This window comes from Streptomyces rhizoryzae, assembly GCF_023155275.1.
Classification (GTDB): domain Bacteria; phylum Actinomycetota; class Actinomycetes; order Streptomycetales; family Streptomycetaceae; genus Streptomyces; species Streptomyces rhizoryzae.
In genome coordinates this window covers 24,518-44,069 of sequence record NZ_JALMUV010000055.1, presented here as the reverse complement: position 1 = coordinate 44,069, position 19,552 = coordinate 24,518, and the positions used below count along the sequence as shown (strand labels likewise).

Sequence of the window (19,552 nt, the reverse complement as noted above, 5' to 3'; positions counted from 1 at the left end):
CCGTGCCACCCGCCGCCCCACAGCCCTGCCGCCCAGCCGCCCAGCCGCCCAGCCCCCCTGCCCCCCTGCCCCCCGCCCCGCGACACCCGCACTCCCTCAGCCCCGTCTCTCACTCTCCACCCCGGCCCTCCCGGTCCAGGAAGACCGGATTGGTCAGGGCGGCCATCGGGCCGGGGAGGCCCGGGGTGGTCGGGGGGTGGCGGACCTCGGCGCGTATGTAGGCGGCGTTGTCGGGGGTGGTGTGCCAGGTGACGGTGCCGGTGCCGGACGCGGGGAGCGGGGCGGTGTGCCGGGCGCCCTGGTCCGTGACGAAGGCGACCGTGCAGCCGGGGGCGCCGGAGACCGCCAGGCGGGCGGTGACCGGGGCCGAGCCGGGGAGCCGCAGGCGCTCGCCGATGCCGGCGTGGGCGCCGCGCCCGCCGGTGACCCCGAAGGACAGGTCCACCCGGGACGACTCGGCGACCCACACCCGGCCGGCCCGGATGCCGTCCTGGAGGGCGCGGCGGGAGAGGTCGTCGGCCAGCACCACCGTCTGCGGCATCCCGACGACGTCCGGATCGCGGTGGGCGTCGCTGTGGCCGACCGCGGGCAGCCAGGCGCCGCCGCCCCGGGCGTGGGCGACCAGGGTGTTGTCCCACTCGGCGAGGGTGATCTCGTCGTCGGGGCCGTACGGGCCGTTCCACACCTCGACGGCGTCCGCGTCGCCGAAGCCGAACTTCCAGCCGCAGCCGATGCAGGGAGCGTGCGGATGCGCCGGGATGACCAGGCCGCCGGCCCGGCGGATGGCGCGGGCATACCTGCCGAAGGCGTTGTCCCGCGCGCGGTACCGCCAGTCGATGAACACGCCGGGGTCGGTGCCCATCGCCACCACGTGGCCGTTGCGGGTGGTGATCTCCTCGCCGGTCAGGATCAGCAGGTCATCGCCCCACAGGCCCTCCCAGGCGCGGTGGCTCGCGGTGGTGTTGTGCTCGGTGGTGGTCAGGAAGTCCAGCCCGGCGGCCCGGGCCAGCGCCGCGATCTGCGCGGGGGTGCGCCTGCCGTCCGAGTGGACGGAGTGCAGGTGGCTGTCGCCGCGGTACCAGGCGCGGCCGCGGCCCCGGGCCCGCTCGGGCGGGTAGACGGGCGGCGGGGTCGTGCCCGGCGGGCCGTACCGCAGGGTGACGGTGACCTCGTAGTCCAGGCCCTGCGGGGCGATGGTGTACGGGCCGAGGGCGATGTGCCAGGTGCCCGCGCCGATCGGGCCGGGGAGGTAGCCGGGGGTGGCGTCGTCGGCGCGGAGGAAGAACTCCGAGCGGGCCCCGCCCGACCAGCCGCGGAACCCGGCGCCGCCCGGCGCCGTGCCGCGCTCGTCGAAGAGGCCGATGTCGCAGGCGTTACCCGCGGTGCCCTCGGGGACGGGCGGCTTGCCGTAGCGGTACGCGACCGCGAGCTCCCGGACACCGGGCGGCACCCCGACCGGGACGTAGACGAAGTCCGGGGAGCCGGCGGGCAGATGGCCGGTGACCGTCCGGGTCTCCTCGGCCGGCGCCTCCCCGCCGCCCGGGGTGGCCCGGGCCGGGCCCGCGAAGCCCACCGGGCCGAGTGTCAGGGCGCCCGCCGCGCCGGCGGCCGCCGAAAGTTTCAGTACCTCGCGTCGCTCCATCCCCGCCCCCGTGCCGTCGTCGGTGTCCGGCCCGCGTCCGTTCCGCGGTGTGAAAACTGTTGTACGCGCGTGTGACATGCGGGAAAAGCCCTGTGGATAACTCGCGGACGGTGCGGCACCATGCGGTCACCCCACGCCCCTGAGCGCGCCGTACGTCCGACATCCACGCCGACGCGGAGGTAGCAGCAGCATGCGGATCGCGACCACGATTTTCCTCACCGACGAGACGATCCGGCCGGTCCGGCTCGCCGAGGAGCTGGAGCAGCGCGGGTTCGCCGGGCTGTACCTGCCCGAGCACACCCACATCCCGGCCTCCCGCGACACCCCGGCGCCGATGGGCGACCCGCTGCCCCGCGAGTACGGCCGCACCCTCGATCCGTTCATCGCCCTCGGGCAGGCCGCCGCGGTCACCGAGCGGCTGCGGCTGGGCACCGGCATCACCCTGGTCGCCCAGCACGATCCGGTCGACCTGGCCAAGCAGGTCGCCACCCTGGACCACCTCTCCGGCGGCCGCTTCACCCTCGGCGTCGGCTACGGCTGGAACGTCGAGGAGGCCGCCGACCACGGGGTGGACTGGTCGGTGCGGCGGGCCCTGGTCCGCGACCGGCTGGCGCTGATGCGCGCCCTGTGGGCCGAGGAACCGACGGCCTACCACGGGAAGTTCGGGTCCGTACGGGCGTCCCTCGCGCACCCCAAACCGGCCGGCGGGGCGCCGCGCATCCTGCTGGGCGGCGCGGCCGGGCCCCGGTTGTTCGGGGAGATCGCCTCGGGCGCGGACGGCTGGCTGCCGATCGGCGGGCGCGGTCTGGGCGAGGCCCTGCCGGCCCTGCGCCGGGCCTGGGAGGAGGCCGGCCGGGCGGGCGCCCCGGAGGTGGTGCCGTACGCGGTCCGCCCGACACCGGGGAAGCTGGCGCACTACCGGGAGCTGGGCCTGCCCGAGGTCGTCCTCCAGCTGCCGGCCGCCGGGGAACCCGAGGTCCTGCGGACGCTCGACGACTACGCGCAGTACCTGTGAGGCCACGCCCGCGGCCGGGCGGGAGCGGGAGGGGCCGGGGGCCGGCACGGGCCCCGGGGGAGCCGCCCGCCCCGCCCGCCTACGACCCGCGGCGTAAGCCCCCTCCACCCGGACCGGGACCGCAGACCGATCCGCCGCGGGCCGGGCGGGCGTAGCGTCGGTGGTACAGGCAATCGGACCACCTCCCGGAGGAGTTCCGCGGAGCCCCGGGAGACCAAGGAGACGCCATGCCCCGCCTCGACCACACGATCGTGCACAGCAAGGACCGCTTCGCCTCGGCCCGCTTCCTCGCCGACCTGCTGGACGCCCCCGAACCCAAGGCGTACGGCCCGTTCGCGGCGCTCAAGCTGGACAACGGGGTCACCCTCGACTACGCCGAGCACGTCGCCGGGGGCCGGGAGTTCATCGCCACGCACTACGCGTTCCTGGTGACGGAGGAGGAGTTCGACGGGATCCTGGCCCGTATACAGAAGCGCGAGCTGCCGTACTGGGCCGATCCGATGCACACCAAGGCGCAGGAGATCAACCACCACGACGGCGGCCGGGGGCTGTACGTGAACGACCCCGACGGCCACAACATGGAGTTCCTGACCCGGACGTACTCCGAGGAACTCCTCTCCTCCCTCTGACCCGTGAGGCACCCGCCCGGACCCGTGAGGCGCCCGCCGCACCGGTCCGGCGGGCTGCTGCCCGGGCGGGCTCCGTGCCACCGGTGGCCGCCCGCCGCGTGCCCGCGCGGCCACCGGGGTGTGCCCGGGCGCGGGTCGGGGAACGTGTCCGGGAACCGGTCCGGAGACAACCTCCGTTTGACGTGATCAGCGGCACACCACTCGCTTCCCCACCCGCGGCGGAGATGTCGGTGGCCGCTCGTATGCTCGGTGCATGACTTCCAGCGCGCAGGGACCTGACCAGGGATCACACCAGGGATCTGACCAGGCGTCCGGCCGGGCCGCGGCGGCCCCGCGGCCGACGGCCAACGCCATGCGCCGGGCGCTCAAGCGGGCCCGGGACGGCGTGGCCCTGGACGTCACCGAGGCCGCGGTCCTCCTCCAGGCCCGCGGCGACGACCTGGCGGACCTGTGCGCCTCCGCCGCCCGGGTGCGGGACGCCGGTCTGGAGTCCGCCGGCCGCCCCGGTGTCATCACGTACTCCAAGAGCGTCTTCATCCCGCTGACGCGCCTGTGCCGCGACAAGTGCCACTACTGCACCTTCGCCACCGTCCCCGGCAAGCTGCGCCGGGCCGGCCACGGGATGTTCATGTCCCCCGACGAGGTGCTGGCGATCGCCCGCCGCGGCGCCGAACTGGGCTGCAAGGAAGCCCTGATCACGCTCGGCGACAAGCCCGAGGAGCGCTGGCCCGAGGCCCGCGAGTGGCTGGAGGCCGCCGGGTACGACGACACCATCGCCTACGTCCGCGCCATCGCCATCCGCATCCTGGAGGAGACCGGGCTGCTGCCGCACCTCAATCCCGGGGTGCTGTCCTGGACGGACTTCCAGCGCCTCAAGCCGGTCGCCCCCTCGATGGGCATGATGCTGGAGACCACCGCCGAGCGCCTGTGGAGCGAGCCCGGCGGCCCCCACTACGGCTCGCCGGACAAGGAGCCCGCGGTCCGGCTGCGCGTCCTGGAGGACGCCGGCCGCAGCTCCGTCCCGTTCACCAGCGGCCTGCTGATCGGCATCGGGGAGACCTACGAGGAGCGCGCCGAGTCGCTGTTCGCGCTGCGCCGCGTCTCCCGCGCCTACCACGGCATCCAGGAGCTGATCCTTCAGAACTTCCGCGCCAAGCCGGACACCGCGATGCGCCGGATGCCCGACGCGGAGCTGGACGAGCTGGTCGCCACGGTGGCCGTCGCCCGGCACCTCATGGGCCCGTCCGCCTGCCTCCAGGCGCCGCCCAATCTGGTCGACGAGGAGTACGGCCGGCTGATCCGCGCCGGGATCGACGACTGGGGCGGCGTCTCCCCGCTCACCCCCGACCACGTCAACCCCGAGCGCCCCTGGCCACAGATCGACGCGCTCGCCGAGCACTCCGCCGCCGAGGGCTTCCGGCTGCGCGAACGCCTGGCGGTCTACCCGGAGTTCGTCCGCCGCGGCGAGCCGTGGCTGGACCCGCGCGTGCTGCCGCACGTCACCGCCCTCGCCGACCCGGAGACGGGTCTGGCCCGCGAGGACGCCGCGGTGGTGGGCCGCCCCTGGCAGGAGCCCGACGAGGGGTTCGTCCCCTCGGGCCGCACGGACCTGCACCGCACCATCGACACCGAGGGCCGCAGCGCCGACCGCCGGGACGACTTCGACGAGGTGTACGGGGACTGGGCGGCGCTGCGCGAGGCCGCCGCGCCCGGCATGGCCCCCTCCCGGCTGGCCGGCGACGTCCGGCAGGCCCTGGCGCAGGCCGCCGACGACCCGACGAAGCTCACCGACGACGAGGCGCTCGCCCTGCTGCACGCCGACGGCCCGGCGCTGGACGCGCTCTGCCGGATCGCCGACGACCTGCGCCGCGCCACGGTCGGCGACACCGTCACGTACATCGTCACCCGCAACATCAACTTCACCAACGTCTGCTACACCGGCTGCCGCTTCTGCGCCTTCGCCCAGCGCCGCACGGACGCCGACGCCTACACCCTCTCCCTCGCCCAGGTCGCCGACCGCGCCCAGCAGGCGTGGGACGTGGGCGCGGTCGAGGTCTGCATGCAGGGCGGCATCCACCCCGATCTGCCCGGGACGGCGTACTTCGACATCGCCCGCGCCGTGAAGGAGCGGGTCCCGGGCATGCACGTGCACGCCTTCTCCCCGATGGAGGTGGTCAACGGGGCGACCCGCACCGGCCTGTCGATCCGGGAGTGGCTGACGGAGGCCAAGGCCGCCGGGCTGGACACGATCCCCGGCACCGCCGCGGAGATCCTCGACGACGAGGTCCGCTGGGTCCTCACCAAGGGCAAACTCCCCACCGCCACCTGGGTCGAGGTCATCAAGACCGCCCACGAGCTGGGCATCCGCTCCTCGTCCACGATGATGTACGGCCATGTCGACCAGCCCCGGCACTGGCTGGGCCACCTCCGGCTGCTGGCCCGGATCCAGCAGGAGACGGGCGGCTTCACCGAGTTCGTCACCCTGCCGTTCATCCACACCAACGCCCCGGTCTACCTGGCCGGAATCGCCCGCCCCGGGCCCACCACCCGCGACAACCGCGCGGTGACGGCGATGGCCAGGATCCTGCTCCACCCGCACCTCACCAACATCCAGACCAGCTGGGTGAAGCTGGGCACCGAGGGCGCCGCGGAGATGCTCCGCTCCGGCGCCAACGACCTCGGCGGCACGCTGATGGAGGAGACCATCTCCCGGATGGCCGGGTCGAGTTACGGCTCCTACCGCTCCATCCAGGACCTGATCGGCATCGCCGAGCTGGCCGGCCGCCCGGCCCGCCCCCGGACCACGACCTACGGCGACGTCCCCGCCGAGCGCCAGGCCGCCGCGCTGGCGTCCGACGGCCACCTGCCCGAACTGCTTCCGGTGGTCGAGTAGCGCCGCCGGCGCGCCCCGCCGCCCGGGGCGCGCCGCCGTCAGGTCACCCCCCGCCGTACTCCGCCTCGTGCTGGAGGATGCACTGCTGCCACTGCGACAGGGCCTCCTCGCGGTCCCCGCCGGCGTCCTGGGCGGCGACGATCAGCGCGTCGGCGGCCATCGCCGCGAGCCGTACGGCGACGTGGCAGACATCGCGCTGGGGGAGCGGCCGGAGGAGTTCCACCGCGCCGTCGCTGTCCCCGGAGAGCGCCGAGGCGACGACGGCCATGGTGGTGCGGTCCCACTCGTACTCGGACATGGGAAGAGCATGCCCAGCGGGCGGCGCGCCCATCATCGGACGCCCGGCCGGGCGGGAAACCGCCGCCCGGCGGACCGGGGGCGCGCCACACGATACGAAGCTGAAACAAACCCCGCCCCGACCCGGTCAATTCCGGTCGATACAGTGCTGCGCCAGGGGCGACCGCAAGGCCCCGGAACCGGTGAGCGTCGGGAGAGCGCAGTGAGCGAACGCAGCGAGCGGCCGGCATGAGCGGGGCGCCAGGCACCGCCGCCATCTGGGGCCGCGCCGAGCAGCAGGACTTCCGCAGCCGGGTGCGCGGCTGCCTGCTGGGCGGCGCCATCGGCGACGCGCTCGGCGCCGGCATCGAGTTCGACTCGCTGGACGCGATCCGCGCGACACACGGCCAGGAGGGCGTCACCGGGCCGGTGCCCGCCTTCGGACGGCGCGGCGCGGTCACCGACGACACCCAGATGACCCTGTTCACCGTGGACGGCCTGATCCGGGCCCAGGTCCGCCGCGACACCGGCGCCTGGCACCCGCCCACCGACGTGCACCGCGCCTACCTCCGCTGGGCCGCCACCCAGCGCGACTGGGGCCCGGACGAACGCCGGGACGACGACGGCTGGCTGGCCCGCGAGGAGTGGCTCTACGCCCGCCGGGCCCCCGGCCGCGCCTGCCTCAGCGGCCTCGGCGACGAGGCCATGGGCACCCTGGAGGCGCCCAAGAACCCGGACTCCAAGGGCTGCGGCGCGGTGATGCGCTCCGCGCCGTTCGGGCTGCTCGTCGGCTGGGAGCCGCAGCTGGTCTTCCAGCTCGCCGTCGAGTGCGCCGCGCAGACCCACGGCCACCCCACCGGCTATCTGGCGGCCGGCGCGTTCGCCGTGATCAGCCACTGCCTGGCCCGCGGCGAGGACCTCGACGGCGCCGTCCAGAAGGCGCTGGCCCACCTCGCCACCCGCCCCGGCCACGAGGAGACCACCGACGCCCTCAAACGCGCCCTGGGCGCCGTCCGGCAGGGCATGCCGACGCCCGCCCGGGTCGAGTCGCTGGGCGAGGGCTGGACCGCCGAGGAGGCCCTGTCGATCGGTGTGTACTGCGCGCTGGTCGCCGAGGACGTCCGGCACGGCCTGCTGCTCGCCGTCAACCACGGCGGCGACAGCGACTCCACCGGCGCGATCTGCGGCAACCTCCTGGGCACCCTGCACGGCGAGACCGCCCTGCCCCCGGACTGGCTGGTCGAACTGGAGGGCCGCTCCACCATCCTCCAGCTCGCCGACGACTTCGCCATGGAGATGACCCAGGGACCGGCCCTGCACGGCCCCGCGGGCTCCGCCCCGGGCTGGCTCGCCCGCTACCCGCGCGCCTGAGCCCCCCGGGGCGCGCACCGGCCCGGCGCCCGCCCCGGGCCCTCAGCGCATCAGCTCCCCGGCGTTGACCAGCAGCGACTGGCCCGTGATGGCCCGCGCCCGGTCCGAGGCGAGGAAGACCGCCGCCTCCGCCACGTCCGCGTCCGTGGCCAGGTCCGGCAGCGCCATCCGCCCGGCGAGCCGGTCGCGCACCTCGGACTCCGGCACCCCCTCGGCCCGCGCCGTGTGCCGCACGTACGCCGCCACCGGCGGGCCCCACATCCAGCCCGGCTGCACGGTGTTGACCCGGATCCGGTCCGGCCCCAGCTCGCGCGCCAGCGAGTACATCGCCGAGACCAGCCCGCCCTTGGACGCCGCGTAGGCGGCCTGCGGCACCTGCGAGGGCGCGGCCACCGACGACTGGGTGCCGATCATCACCACCGAGCCGCCGCCGCCCGCGGTCATCGCGGGCAGGCAGGCCCGGGTCATCCGCAGGGTGCCGAAGAGGTTGACGTCCACCACCCGCCGCCAGGCGTCGAAGTCGGCGTCCCGCAGGCCCCCGATGTGGTCGTCCAGCGCGGCCACGTGGATCACCGCGTCGATCCCGCCGAACCGCTCCACCGCCAGCCCGGCCAGCGCCGCGCACTGCGCCTCGTCGCCGATGTCGGTCGCGCGCCAGGCGGTGCGCCCGCCCGCCGGGTCGATCCGGGCCGCGGCCGCCGCGAGGTTCCGCTCCGTCCGGGCGCCCAGCACCACCCGCGCACCGTCGCGCACGCACGCCGCCGCGACCCGGTGCCCGAGCCCCGCGCCGACCCCGGAGACGATGACGGTCCTGTCGCGCAGCAGCATGCACCCGCCTCCCTGTCACCCGCCCGCCAACCCGGCGCACCGGCAGCGTGTCTGACGCTGCGTCAGGTATTCCGCGCCGGGGGCCAGGGTAGGCGGGCCGGGCGGGAAAGGCCAGGGCGGCGCCCGGTGGGGGGCGCCGCCCGGCCGGTCAGTCCCAGGCCGCCGCCTGCGTCCCCTCGAAGCAGTACTTCACCCACGAGCGGGTGCGGTTCGGGCTGGTCGTCGGCACCGCGCAGAACCGCACCCGGAAGGTGCCGCCCACCGACGCCATGGGCGTGAAGATGTCGTGCCCGTAGTTGATCGAGGCGGAGCGCGACGAACCGCCCGTCACGCTCACCGTCACCATGTCCCCGGCCACCCCCGCCACCATCCGGCCCCAGACGGCGCCGCAGCGCTTGCTGTACCGCAGGTGCAGGCGGACCGGATTGCCCACCGCCGGCTCGTAGGTCAGGGCGTCCGCCGCGCACCCGGTGGCGGTCGGGTTCCGGCCGTCGCAGCCGGCGCCGGGGCAGGTGGCCGGCGGGTCCTCGAAGAGTTTGGGGAGCTGCTCGGCGGCGAGGGTGGCGAGCGCGCCGACCACGGACGTCACCACCCCGATCACCAGGGCGTGCCGGGCGTGCGCGCGCAGCCGGCGCCCGGCACCGCGCAGCAGCCGGCCCGGACCGCGCAGCCGCCCGACCGGGCCGCGCAACCGGGCGAGCAGCCGCCGGGGGAGAGAGGGGGGCGGGGGAGTCGGGGGATCCGCCGGATCCCGCACACGGGGGCCACTGGTCATCCGGCCTCCAGGAAGTCCTGCTCGACGGGCCGTCCGGCGTCCGCCGCCGGGCCGCGGGCCGCTGGGCCGAACCGCCGGTGCGTGATGCCGTGGACCCTTCAGTCTCCGGCACCGGCGGGCCCGCCGGGAAGTCCCTTTCCCGCCGCCTTCGGGCCACCCCGCCGCCCCGCCGCCCGGCCGCTCGCGCACCGCCCCGCTACGGCGTTCCCGCGGTCGGCCGCACCTCCCGCCCCACCGCCCCGTTACGCCGCGTCCCGCCCCGCGGTCCCCAGGGCCGTGCCCAGCCGCCGCAGCCCCTCACCGATCTCCGCCGGACCGTGCGTCACGAACGACAGCCGCATCGCCGCCGGGTCCGGCCGCCCCGCGAAGAACGGCGCCCCCGGCACGTACGCCACGTCGTGCCGCACCGCCTCCGGGAGCAGCGCCGCCGCGTCGTACCCGGCCGGCAGCGTCGCCCAGACGAACATCCCGCCCGCCGGACGGTTCCACCGCGACCCCGCGGGCAGCGCCCCCGGCAGCCCGGCCAGCAGCGCGTCCCGCCGCTCCCGGTAGGCGTCCCGGACCCGCGCCAGATGCGCGTCCAGGTCGGCGTGCGCCAGATACGCCGCCGCGGCGGCCTGGTCCACGGTCGAGGTGTGCAGGTCGGCGGCCTGCTTGGCGATCACGCAGGCCCGGCGCAGCGCGGCCGGCGCCCGCAGCGTGCCCAGCCGCAGCCCCGGCGCCATGACCTTGGAGAACGACCCGAGCAGCACCGTCCGGTCCTCCGCACCGGGGAACGACGCGATCCAGCGCTGCGGCTCACCCTCGAACCGCAGCTCCCCGTACGGGTCGTCCTCGGCGATCCACAGCCCGCGCCGGGCCGCGACCTCGGCGACCGCGGCCCGCCGCCGGTCGGACAGCGTCCGCCCGGTCGGGTTCTGGAACGTCGGGATGACGTAGAGCAGCTTCGGCTTCTCCCGCGCCGCGATCTCGTCCAGCGCCGCCGGGTCCAGCCCCTCGTCATCGGTGGGCACCGCCACCACCCGGGCCCCCGCCAGCGAGAAGATCTGGAGCGCCGCCAGGTAGCAGGGGTCCTCCACCAGCACCACGTCGCCCGGTTCCAGCAGCGTGGTGGCCAGCAGCGTCAGCCCCTGCTGGGAACCGGTGGTGACCAGCAGGTCGTCGGCGCCGGTGGGCAGCCCCCGGGCGGTGGTGCGGGCCGCGACGGCCGCCCGCAGCGCCGGATCGCCCTCGCTCGTGGAGTACTGGAGCGCCCGCCGCGGCGCCCGCGCGAGCACCTCCCGGAACGCCGCCGCTATCCCCTCGGTGTCGAACAGTTCCGGCGCGGGCAGCCCGCCGGCGAACGAGATGACCTCGGGCCGGGCGGTCAGCGCCAGGATGTCGCGTACGGGCGAGCTGCCGGTCCGGGCGGCCCGCGCGGCGAGACCGGGAACGGGGGCGGGGGCAGAGGTCAGGGCCTGGTCCGGCATGGCAGCTCCAATCACGGGTGCTCCGCGTTAACCGTCGTTAGCGTCGGATGCCGGGCAGCATAGAAAGCCTCCGGCCGATCCGGCAGGACTGCCCGCATACTGAACCGGCCCCGGGTGGGCACCGCCGCCGCACCCCTCCACATCTGACGCGGTGTCAGCTACACCTGTCGGCCATGACGACCGACGACCCCTGCCCCGACGGCGACCTCGCCGCCTACGCCGCGCTGCCCGCCACCGGCCCCTACGGCGTCCACCCCGGCCACGCCCTGATCACCATGGTCGAACCCCACCCCGGCCACGAACGCGCCTACAACCGCTGGTACGAGGACGACCACTACCTGGCCGGCGCGATGGCCATGCCCTGGATCTTCGCCGGCCGCCGCTGGGTCGCCACCCGCGAGCTGCAACTCCTGCGCTACCCGGCCGACTCCGCGATCGCCCGCCCGGTCACCGCCGGCTGCTACCTCGCCACCTACTGGCTCACCGCCGGCCGCTACGACGCCCACATGCGGTGGACCGTCACCGTGAACCGGCGCCTGCTCCGGGACGGCCGCATCAACCAGCACCGCACCCACGTCTTCACCGCCTTCCAGGACCACGCGGCGACCGTCTACCGGGACGGCGCCGAGGGCCCCCGGGACTTCCACGCGCTCGACCACCCCTACGCCGGGCTCGTCCTGGAGGTGATCGACACCGACGGCCCGGAGCACCGCGCGGCCCTGCTGGACTGGCTGTGCACCCACCACCTGCCGCACCGCCTGGCCGGCTCGCCGGCGGCCCTGGTCACCGTCTTCCGCCCGACGCCGCTGCCCGCCGACCGGATGCCCTACGTCCAGCAGGTCGAGGGCACCGGGACCCGGCTCACCCTGCTGTGGTTCCTCACGGAAGACCCGCGCCGCTGCTGGCCGGCGGGCCACTTCACCGGCCTGGACGCCGAGGTCGCCGCCGCGGGCCGGGGCCGCGTCGAACTGGTCGCGCCCTTCCTCCCCACCGTCCCCGGCACCGACCGCTACGTGACCGAACTCCGCTGACCGCGCCCGGACATGGCCGAGCCCCCTCGGCCGGGACGGCGATCCAGTCGAGAGGGCTCGTAACCGAGCTGGTGTCACACGGACTGCGGTCGGTGACGGCTCGGGTCAGGAGAGGTCGAACGCGCCGCCGGCGACGTCCGACACGAAGCTGCCCCAGGAGGAGTTGCCGAAGGTCAGACGCGGGCCCTCGGGGTCCTTGGAGTCACGCACCGCGATGGCCGCAGTGGTCGGCACGGCGATCTCCACGCAGGCGTTGGCGCCGGAGTACGAGGACTTGGTCCAGGAGAACGCGGAATTGGGCTGAACGGCCATGTTCACTCCACCTTACTCTGAGTTACCGCGGGTTCGGTGAGAACGACGCTACGCGCCAACATCACCAGCCGCAGAGGGCCCTTCACTCATCCGAATGGCATATTCCGTGATCTCTTCTCAGGTGCGCCGGCGCAGGTGTACCGTGCCGCCCCCGTTCATCGGTATGCAACATTCCGGGCGGGTGGGGCACCGGTGCCCCACCCGCCGCGCGGCCCTCAAGTCAGCGCATCCGCATGCCGCTTGGCGGCCTCGTCGATGAACTCCCGGCTGGCGTCCGCGCTCAGCGCCTGCGCCCGCAGGTGCTCGTACATGATCGTGTACTTGTGCACGTCGTTGGTCTTCTCCAGGTACAGGTCGCTGGTGACGCCCTCGATGTAGACCACGCTCGAATCCGCCGCGTCGTCGAACTCCAGGATCGAGAAGGTGCCCGACATCCCGGCGTGCGCACCCGTGCCGTACGGCAGCACCTGCACCGTGACGTGCGGCAGCCGGCTCACCTCCACGAGGTGCTCCAGCTGCTCCCGCATGATCAGGTGGCTGCCGACCACCCGCCGCAGCGCGCTCTCGTCCAGCACCACCCACAGCCGCAGCGGCCGCTCGCCGTCCCGCACCCGCTCCTGGCGCCGCATCCGGACCTGGATGCGCTTCTCCAGCTCCTCCGCGGCCAGCTCCGGGATCGTGCCGGGGATCACCGCCTCGGCGTAGCTGGGCGTCTGGAGCAGGCCCGGCACCAGCAGGGACTCGTACGTGCGCAGCGACGCCGCCTCGGTCTCCAGACCGATGTAGACGCTGTACGGAATGTCACCGAAGGCGTGCCACCAGCCTTGCTGGCGCGAATCCTTGGCCATCTGCATCAGCGAATCCACTATCCGGCGGTCCTCGACCTCGTAGACCCCGCACAGGTCGCGGACATCGCGCTGGCTGATGCTGCGGCGGCCGTTCTCCAGCCGGCTGATCTTCGACTGGGAGACCAGCAGCCGCTCGGCCACCTGCTCCGCCGTCAGGCCCTTCTCCTCCCGGAGCCTGCGCAGCTCCTGGCCCAATCGGCGCCGCCTCACGGTCGGGTTGACGTTGGACGCCACGGTACGTGCACCTCCGGCTCCGTACTGCTGTCATTTCCTCTGAGCAGACTGCCACTTCACGGGGACGCGGCGCAGTCGAATGACCACAGAAGGCGAGCGGACGTGCGCGCGGGGTGGCGGGCCCGGCCGTCGTCCGAACGGCCGGGCCCGCCACCCCGCGCTTCTCCCTGCGGCTCCCGAACGGTCCGGGGCGTGGTGCGGTGATGCCGGCGGGGTGCACCCGCCGGTGCGGGTGCGCCCCCGGTGGAGCGGTGGTGCCCGGCGGTACCCGGGGGCGGCGCCCTGCGGCGTCCGCGGGCTTGCGGGGTACCGGGTGCCGGTGGGTCTCAGCGGGCCCCGACGCGGGCCATGCTGCCGTGTCCGTGCCGCCGCGACTGGCCCGGTACGCCGGCCGCGTCGGCCGTCGGGTGGGCCGCCGCCTTGCGGGCCCCCGGGCCGCCGCCCGGTGCCGAACCCCGCCGCGGCTGCGCCGCGACGCCGTTCTGCACGTCCATGACGGCGTGCGCGACCAGTCCGCCCATCGGGTCGTGGCGGATGAGGTCCCGGAGCCGGGAGCGCGATGACCGCCCCTCGTTCCCCGGGTACAGGTGCTTGCCGAGGCCGACCGCGTGGGCCAGCGCGGCGAGCGCCGCGGTCCGCGGGTCCGGTGGGACGCCGGTGCGGATCGCGTTGTCGAGCCGGGCCCTGATCTCCCGGCTGATGGCCGTCTCCGTCGCCTGGTAGCGCGTCGTCGGCAGCACCCCGCACATCTGGCCCGCCACGGCATGCACCATGCCGCACCGTTCGAGATGCGTGAGGTAGGTCTGGCGCAGCCCCAGCCGGGGCCCGCCGATCCAGTGGACCGCGCGCACCGGACTGCCGCGGCGGCGCAGCAGTTCGAGAGCGGAGTCCAGGGTCGGATCTCCTGTCGGCCGTGCCATCACCACGGCGATACGATCCCCGTCTGGGGCTATCCGTCCTGCCAGGGCCAGCTCCACTAGCTGGGCCCCGGCAAGGCCGAGGTCGAGCGACTGCGGCTGCGCTGTGGTGCCCGTGGCCGGGTCCAAAGCCAGCAGCAGAAGCTCCTCCGGAATTGTTCTGCGGCTCCTGCCCATCCAAGCCTCCCCGCGTGGATGAATGACAGGGTGACCCCTCTCACATTCATCTGTCGAGGGTGCGTGGGGGGTTCGGGAGGGAACCGGTAGGTATGTCGTTCTCGTCTAGCACGTCGGCGACATCATCCGAGGGGTGCGGCGCAGACCGGTTCGCGTGGCGGTGGGAAGCCGCCGCGCGGACACAGGACACTTGGCCAGACTGGTTCCGTTCGGAACAGCTGGCACCAGGCAGGGCAGTGCGACGTAGTGAAGGAGACATCGGTGGCGGGCGAGTCCCCCGACAAGTCGGACAAGAAGTCGGGCAAGGAGCAGTCGTCGGGGGCGGCGACACGCACCGAACGCGATCCGCGGCTTGCTGTCCTCCGGGAGGACCGGGGGGAACGGGGCGAAGGTGCACGGGGCGAACAGGGTGCACGGGACGGCGTGGAGCGGTCCGGGGAGGTCCCTGGGGAGCGGTCCGGGGAGGGTTCCGGGAAGGACTCCGGGAGGGCTTCCTCCGAGGGTTCCGGGAGGGACTCCGGTGAGAGGGCCGGTGCGAGCGGGGGCGGCAAGGGTGGATCCGGCCTGAAGTCCGCCCGGACGTCCGCCGATAAGCCCGCCGGGGAGCCCGCGAAGGGGTCTGAGGCGGCCCAGGAGGGCGCGTCGGTGGCTGCGGAGGGTGAAGCGAAGGCCAAGGGTGCCGGAGGCCGTCTGCCGGCCGGCGCACCTTCGGAGGCCGAGCCTGAGCGGTCGGGGAAGGACGAGCGGTCCGGGAAGGGCGAGTCGTCGGGCAAGGCTGCGCCGGAGGGTGAGTCCGCCGCGTCCGGGAGACCCGCTGGGGGGAAGGGGGGCGCCGAGTCGGAGAAGGGCGCGGAGCCGGAGAAGGCTGCCGCGGCCGAGGACGGCGGCGAGCCCCAGGGCGCCGCCGAGCCGAAGCGCGGCGACGAGTCCAAGGGTGCCTCCGGGAAGGGCGACTCCGGGAAGGGCGACTCCGACGAGGGTGCCTCCGACGAGGGTGCCTCCGACGCGGGTGGCTCCGGGGAGGGCGGGGGCGAAGCCGTTGACCGGGCGACCGCTGTGTTCCGCACGACCGGCGCGGCGAAGGCCGGTGCCCAGAAGGGCAAGGACGGGCAGGGCGCCGAGCAGGACGGGACGGGCGCGGGCGACGGCGACGCGCCGGCCGATGACGCCACCCGGGTGTTTGCCGTAGCGAAGCCCGCGGCGTCGGAGACGTCCGGCAAGGGTGCGGCGGAACGTCCCGCCGACCAGCCGACCACCGTCTTCAAGCTCGGCAAGGACGTCGGGAAGGGCGTCGGCAAGGACGTCGGGAAGGGCGCGAAGGACTCCGCGAAGGACGCCAAGGGCGGCGACGCCAAGGGCGGTGCGGCGGAGCGGGACGCCGAGCGGACCAGCCAGTTCGTGGCGCTGAAGTCGGCGGACGACGGTTCGGCCGAGCGGTCGATCGGCAAGACCGCGCCCAAGACCCCGCTCCGCGCCCCGGGGAGCACGGCGGACGAGGAGAAGGGCAAGGACCAGGAAAAGGGCGCGGGCAAGGACAAGGACAAGAAGGACCAGGGCGGAGAGCAGGGCAAGGGCGGGAGCGAGGGCGCCGGGAAGGGCGTCGACGGTAAGGAGAAGGGCGCCGCCGCGGGCAGCGTGGCGGCCAAGGCTCCGGAGAAGGCCCCGGGGAAGGCTCCGGCCACGACCCCCGGCGCGATGCCGCCCGCCGCGCCGCCCAAGCCCGCCCGTGAGCCCGTGGCCGGTGCCGGGGCCGCCGCCGGTGCGCCCGCGCCCTCCGCGGCGGAGGCCGAGTCCGAGCGGACCCGGCAGGAACCGCTGCCGCCGCTCGACCTGCTGGCGAAGCTCACCAACACCCCGCCGCCGCCCGAGACGCCGATCCGCTCCGTCGTCCGGCGGGTCAAGATCTGGACGCCGCTGGTGGTGCTGCTGGTGATCATCTTCGCGGTGGTCCAGGCCGTGCGTCCGCTGCCGGCGCCGGTGCTGTCCCTCGGCGACGCCAAGTCCTCGTTCACCTTCGGCGGCCAGCTGTCGATCCCGTGGCCCGCGCAGGGGCAGGCGGCCGTCAAGGTCGTGGGCTCCGGTGACGTGGGGACGTTCGGCGAGCAGAAGCCGGTGCCGACCGCCAGCGTCGCCAAGATCATGACGGCCTACGTGATCCTCAAGGGCCACCCGCTCAAGAAGGACGAGAAGGGCCCGCAGATCGAGGTCGACGCCAAGGCGGCGGCCGAGAGCAAGTCCGAGAGCGAGTCGCGGATCAAGGGGCTCACTGCGGGGCAGAAGTTCAGTGAGCAGGACATGCTCAAGATGCTGATGATTCCGTCCGGCAACAACATCGCCCGGCTGCTGGCCCGTTGGGACACCTCCTCCGCCAACGAGGCGGCGTTCGTCAAGAAGATGAACGACGCCGCCAAGGACCTGGGGATGACCAACACCACCTACACGGACCCCAGCGGCCTGGACCCGAAGACCGTCAGCACCGCCGTCGACCAGCTCAAGCTGGCCGAGGCCGTGATGAAGTTCGACGCGTTCCGGCCGATCGTGGCCATGCCCAACGCCGAGATCCCCGGGCTGCCGGAGAAGATCTACAACAACAACGGCGACCTGCTGCTGGCCGGGCTGAGCATCAAGGGCATCAAGACCGGCTCCAGTACGCCGGCCGGCGGCACGCTGTCCTGGGCGGCCTACAAGACCGTGGACGGCAAGGACCGGCTGATCCTGGGCACGATGATGGACCAGCACTTCAAGGGTCTGGACCCGGACGCCTCCAACAGCCTCACCATGGTCAAGGACAACAGCAAGAAGGTCATCCAGGCGGTGCGGGACGCGCTGACCTCGGCCAAGGCGGTCACGAAGGGCCAGGTCGTGGGCTACGTGGACGACGGTCTGGGCGGTCTGACGCCGCTCGTCGCGACCAAGGACCTGAGCGCGGTCGGCGTCCCGGGCCAGCGGTTGCAGCTGAGCCTCGGTGACGAGGGCAAGGGCGTGCCGCACGAGGCGAAGGCCGGCACCGTCGTCGGCGAGCTGACCGTCGGCAGCGGCGCCAGCCAGCAGAAGGTGCCGGTGGCGCTCCAGACGGACCTGGCCAAGCCGACGTTCGGGGCGAAGCTGACGCGTCTGGGCTGAGGTGACGGCCGGACGGCCGGGCGGGTGTCCACCCCTCCCGGCCGTCCGCGCGTTTCCGCCCTCGTGCGCTGTGGGGGTGCGGCGTCGGCCCGTGACCTATGGGGGTGCGGCGTCCGCCCGTTCGCTGTCGGGGCGCGGCGTTCGTCCGCTCCCTCCAGGGGCGCGTCGCCGGTCCGCTCGTCCCGTTCCCGCCGCGGCCGTCCGGCCGCCCGTTCGCCCGCCCGATGTGACCGGAGCCCGCCATCGACGCGTCACAAACACCGAAGCCGAAGCCGAAGCCGCAGTCGGAGCCGAAGCCACATCTGCCGCCGGAGCCGTTGGCTACCGGGGCCGCCCGCAGCGCGGTGGTGCTGGTGCCCGCGGGGCTGATGCTGCTCCTGGGGCTCTGGGGGATCCGCCGCCGGGACGCCGTCTGGCGGGACGAGGCGGTCACCTACGACATGGCGCACCGCAGCCTGCCCGACCTGTGGGCGACCCTGCTCCACGTCGATGTCGTGCACGGCCTGTACTACGCGCTGATGCACGGCTGGTTCGCCGTCTACGACGCCACCCTCGGCCCGGCGCTCGGCCCGGCGTTCGGGGACGCGGCCGGTACGGCGATCGGCCTGCGGCTGCCGTCCGTCGCCGCCATGACCGCCGCCGCGGCCGGGGTCGCCCTGCTCGGCCGGCACCTGGCCGGCCGGCGCGCCGGGCTGTTCGCGGGGCTGGTCTTCGCACTGCTGCCGATCGTCCAGCGGTACGCGCAGGAAGGCCGTTCGTACGCGCTGGTCTGCGCGCTGGTCGTCTGGGCCTCGTACGTCCTGGTACGGGCCGCGGCCCGGCCGCGCCGCGCGCGGTGGCTGGGTTACGCGGCGCTGATGCTGGCCGCCTGCCTGCTGCACGAGTTCGCGTCGCTGGCGCTGCCCGCGCACGGCGCCGCCGTCGCGCTGGCCCGGCTGCCGCGCCGCGTCCGGCGGTCCTGGGCGTTCGCCGCCGGCGGCGTCCTGGCGCTGCTCGCCCCGCTCGCCGTCTTCAGCACCCGCCAGTCCGACCAGCTCAGCTGGCTGACGTGGCCGGACCCGTGGCAACTGCTCACCTTCGCCGGACTCGCCGCCGCCGGCTGCCTGTGCGCCCGCGTCCCGGTGCGCCCCCGCGGCCCGATCGGCCTGCGTGCCCTGGCCCTCCCGCTGCTCCTCCTCCCCACCGTCCTCCTCCTGCTGCTGTCCGACATCGAGCCCACCTACGTGGACCGCTACGTCCTCTACTACGTCGCCGGGTTCGCGCTGGCCGCGGGCGCGGCGCTGGCCGGGCTGCCGCGCCCGTCCGGTACCGGGGGCGCGACCCGCGCCCGGCGGCTGCGGGCACCGGTCGCGGTCGTACTGGTGGCGGCCGTCCTGCTGCCCGTCGACGTCCACCTGCGCAGCCCGGACAGCCGGGCCGACGACGCGACCTCGGTCGCCGAGGCCGTCCGGCAGTTGTCCGCACCGGGCGACGGGCTGCTCTTCACCCCGTCCCGCCGCCGCATCTGGGCGGCGACCCGTCCGCAGGACTTCCGCGGCCTGCGCGATCTCGCCCTGGAGGGGAGCCCGGTGACGTCCGGCACCCTCTACGGCACCGAACTGCCCGGTGCCGCGATCCGCGCCCGGATGCTGGCCAGTCGCCGCATCGTCGTCGCCGCCGACCCGGCCGGCCAGCCCCTCGACACCAACGACCAGGAACGCACCAAACGGGCCACCCTGCGCACGGCGTTCGTCCCCTGCACGACCCGGAACGTACGGGGCGCCCGGGTCACCGTGTACGCCCGGGTGGGCGGGGCGGGGGGCGGGGGGCACTGCTGAGGGGGCGTGGGCGGGCCCGTGCCGGATTCGCCGGCCTGCTGCCGGTGGCCGGGCGGCCGCACCCGGGTGAGTGCCCCGCCTCCCGCGCTCGCCCCGTCAGGCGTCGGGCCGCCGCCCCGGCCGAGCCCGGCGCCCCGGCCGAGCCCGGCGCCCCGGCCGAGCCCGGCGCCCCGGCCGAGCCCGGTGCGCCGCCGC

15 protein-coding genes are annotated in these 19,552 nt (G+C 74.7%); 7 read left to right on the top strand and 8 right to left on the bottom strand.

The window, feature by feature from the left end:
• Positions 1–109: 109 nt before the first annotated feature.
• On the bottom strand, positions 110–1,642 hold the full coding sequence (locus tag MUU72_RS31090) for a CehA/McbA family metallohydrolase (RefSeq protein WP_248016774.1): 1,533 nt from the start codon (positions 1,640–1,642) through the stop codon (positions 110–112).
• Positions 1,643–1,832: 190 nt separating this feature from the next.
• Between MUU72_RS31090 and MUU72_RS31085 the strand changes: the two genes are divergently transcribed.
• From MUU72_RS31085 to MUU72_RS31075, 3 genes are all read left to right on the top strand, one after another.
• A complete protein-coding gene (locus tag MUU72_RS31085) occupies positions 1,833–2,657 on the top strand; it encodes a TIGR03619 family F420-dependent LLM class oxidoreductase (protein ID WP_248016773.1) in 825 nt (274 codons plus the stop codon).
• A 227-nt stretch (positions 2,658–2,884) separates the two neighbouring features.
• Complete coding sequence (locus tag MUU72_RS31080; protein WP_248016772.1) at positions 2,885–3,286, top strand: VOC family protein; 402 nt, start codon at positions 2,885–2,887, stop codon at positions 3,284–3,286.
• Between the two features lie 253 nt (positions 3,287–3,539).
• Entirely contained in the window at positions 3,540–6,179 is a 2,640-nt protein-coding gene (locus MUU72_RS31075; RefSeq protein ID WP_282505039.1) for a bifunctional FO biosynthesis protein CofGH, read from the top strand.
• 43 nt (positions 6,180–6,222) lie between these two features.
• On the opposite strand, the gene MUU72_RS31070 is transcribed toward MUU72_RS31075, so the two are convergent.
• Positions 6,223–6,477 (bottom strand): hypothetical protein, encoded by a 255-nt coding sequence (locus tag MUU72_RS31070; RefSeq protein ID WP_248016771.1) that lies wholly within the window; start codon positions 6,475–6,477, stop codon positions 6,223–6,225.
• Between the two features lie 227 nt (positions 6,478–6,704).
• Between MUU72_RS31070 and MUU72_RS31065 the strand changes: the two genes are divergently transcribed.
• Entirely contained in the window at positions 6,705–7,826 is a 1,122-nt protein-coding gene (locus tag MUU72_RS31065; RefSeq protein WP_248016770.1) for an ADP-ribosylglycohydrolase family protein, read from the top strand.
• Positions 7,827–7,868: 42 nt separating this feature from the next.
• On the opposite strand, the gene MUU72_RS31060 is transcribed toward MUU72_RS31065, so the two are convergent.
• The 3 genes from MUU72_RS31060 to MUU72_RS31050 form a co-directional block, all read right to left on the bottom strand.
• Positions 7,869–8,654 (bottom strand): SDR family oxidoreductase, encoded by a 786-nt coding sequence (locus MUU72_RS31060; protein ID WP_248016769.1) that lies wholly within the window; start codon positions 8,652–8,654, stop codon positions 7,869–7,871.
• Between the two features lie 148 nt (positions 8,655–8,802).
• Positions 8,803–9,429, bottom strand: a complete 627-nt coding sequence (locus MUU72_RS31055; RefSeq protein WP_248016768.1) for a DUF2690 domain-containing protein — start codon at positions 9,427–9,429, stop codon at positions 8,803–8,805.
• A gap of 242 nt (positions 9,430–9,671) precedes the next feature.
• The gene (locus tag MUU72_RS31050) at positions 9,672–10,898 is read right to left on the bottom strand and encodes an aminotransferase-like domain-containing protein (RefSeq protein ID WP_248016767.1); all 1,227 of its coding nucleotides are present in this window, start codon (positions 10,896–10,898) and stop codon (positions 9,672–9,674) included.
• A gap of 173 nt (positions 10,899–11,071) precedes the next feature.
• On the opposite strand from MUU72_RS31050, the gene MUU72_RS31045 reads away from it, so the two are divergent.
• Positions 11,072–11,929: a hypothetical protein gene (locus tag MUU72_RS31045; RefSeq protein ID WP_248016766.1), complete on the top strand. Its 858-nt coding sequence runs from the start codon at positions 11,072–11,074 to the stop codon at positions 11,927–11,929.
• A gap of 105 nt (positions 11,930–12,034) precedes the next feature.
• On the opposite strand, the gene MUU72_RS31040 is transcribed toward MUU72_RS31045, so the two are convergent.
• The 3 genes from MUU72_RS31040 to MUU72_RS31030 all read right to left on the bottom strand — a co-directional run bounded on the left by MUU72_RS31040 (position 12,035) and on the right by MUU72_RS31030 (position 14,417).
• Positions 12,035–12,241 (bottom strand): DUF397 domain-containing protein, encoded by a 207-nt coding sequence (locus MUU72_RS31040; protein WP_248016765.1) that lies wholly within the window; start codon positions 12,239–12,241, stop codon positions 12,035–12,037.
• Positions 12,242–12,456: 215 nt separating this feature from the next.
• The gene (locus MUU72_RS31035) at positions 12,457–13,323 is read right to left on the bottom strand and encodes a helix-turn-helix domain-containing protein (RefSeq protein ID WP_248016764.1); all 867 of its coding nucleotides are present in this window, start codon (positions 13,321–13,323) and stop codon (positions 12,457–12,459) included.
• Positions 13,324–13,649: 326 nt separating this feature from the next.
• On the bottom strand, positions 13,650–14,417 hold the full coding sequence (locus tag MUU72_RS31030; RefSeq protein ID WP_248016763.1) for a GOLPH3/VPS74 family protein: 768 nt from the start codon (positions 14,415–14,417) through the stop codon (positions 13,650–13,652).
• 645 nt (positions 14,418–15,062) lie between these two features.
• On the opposite strand from MUU72_RS31030, the gene MUU72_RS31025 reads away from it, so the two are divergent.
• Both MUU72_RS31025 and MUU72_RS31020 read left to right on the top strand, forming a co-directional pair.
• Positions 15,063–17,540 carry a D-alanyl-D-alanine carboxypeptidase gene (locus MUU72_RS31025; protein ID WP_308403900.1) on the top strand — a complete coding sequence of 826 codons (2,478 nt, stop codon included), beginning with the start codon at positions 15,063–15,065 and terminating at the stop codon, positions 17,538–17,540.
• A gap of 368 nt (positions 17,541–17,908) precedes the next feature.
• Complete coding sequence (locus tag MUU72_RS31020) at positions 17,909–19,357, top strand: glycosyltransferase family 39 protein (RefSeq protein ID WP_372503275.1); 1,449 nt, start codon at positions 17,909–17,911, stop codon at positions 19,355–19,357.
• Positions 19,358–19,552: the final 195 nt, after the last annotated feature.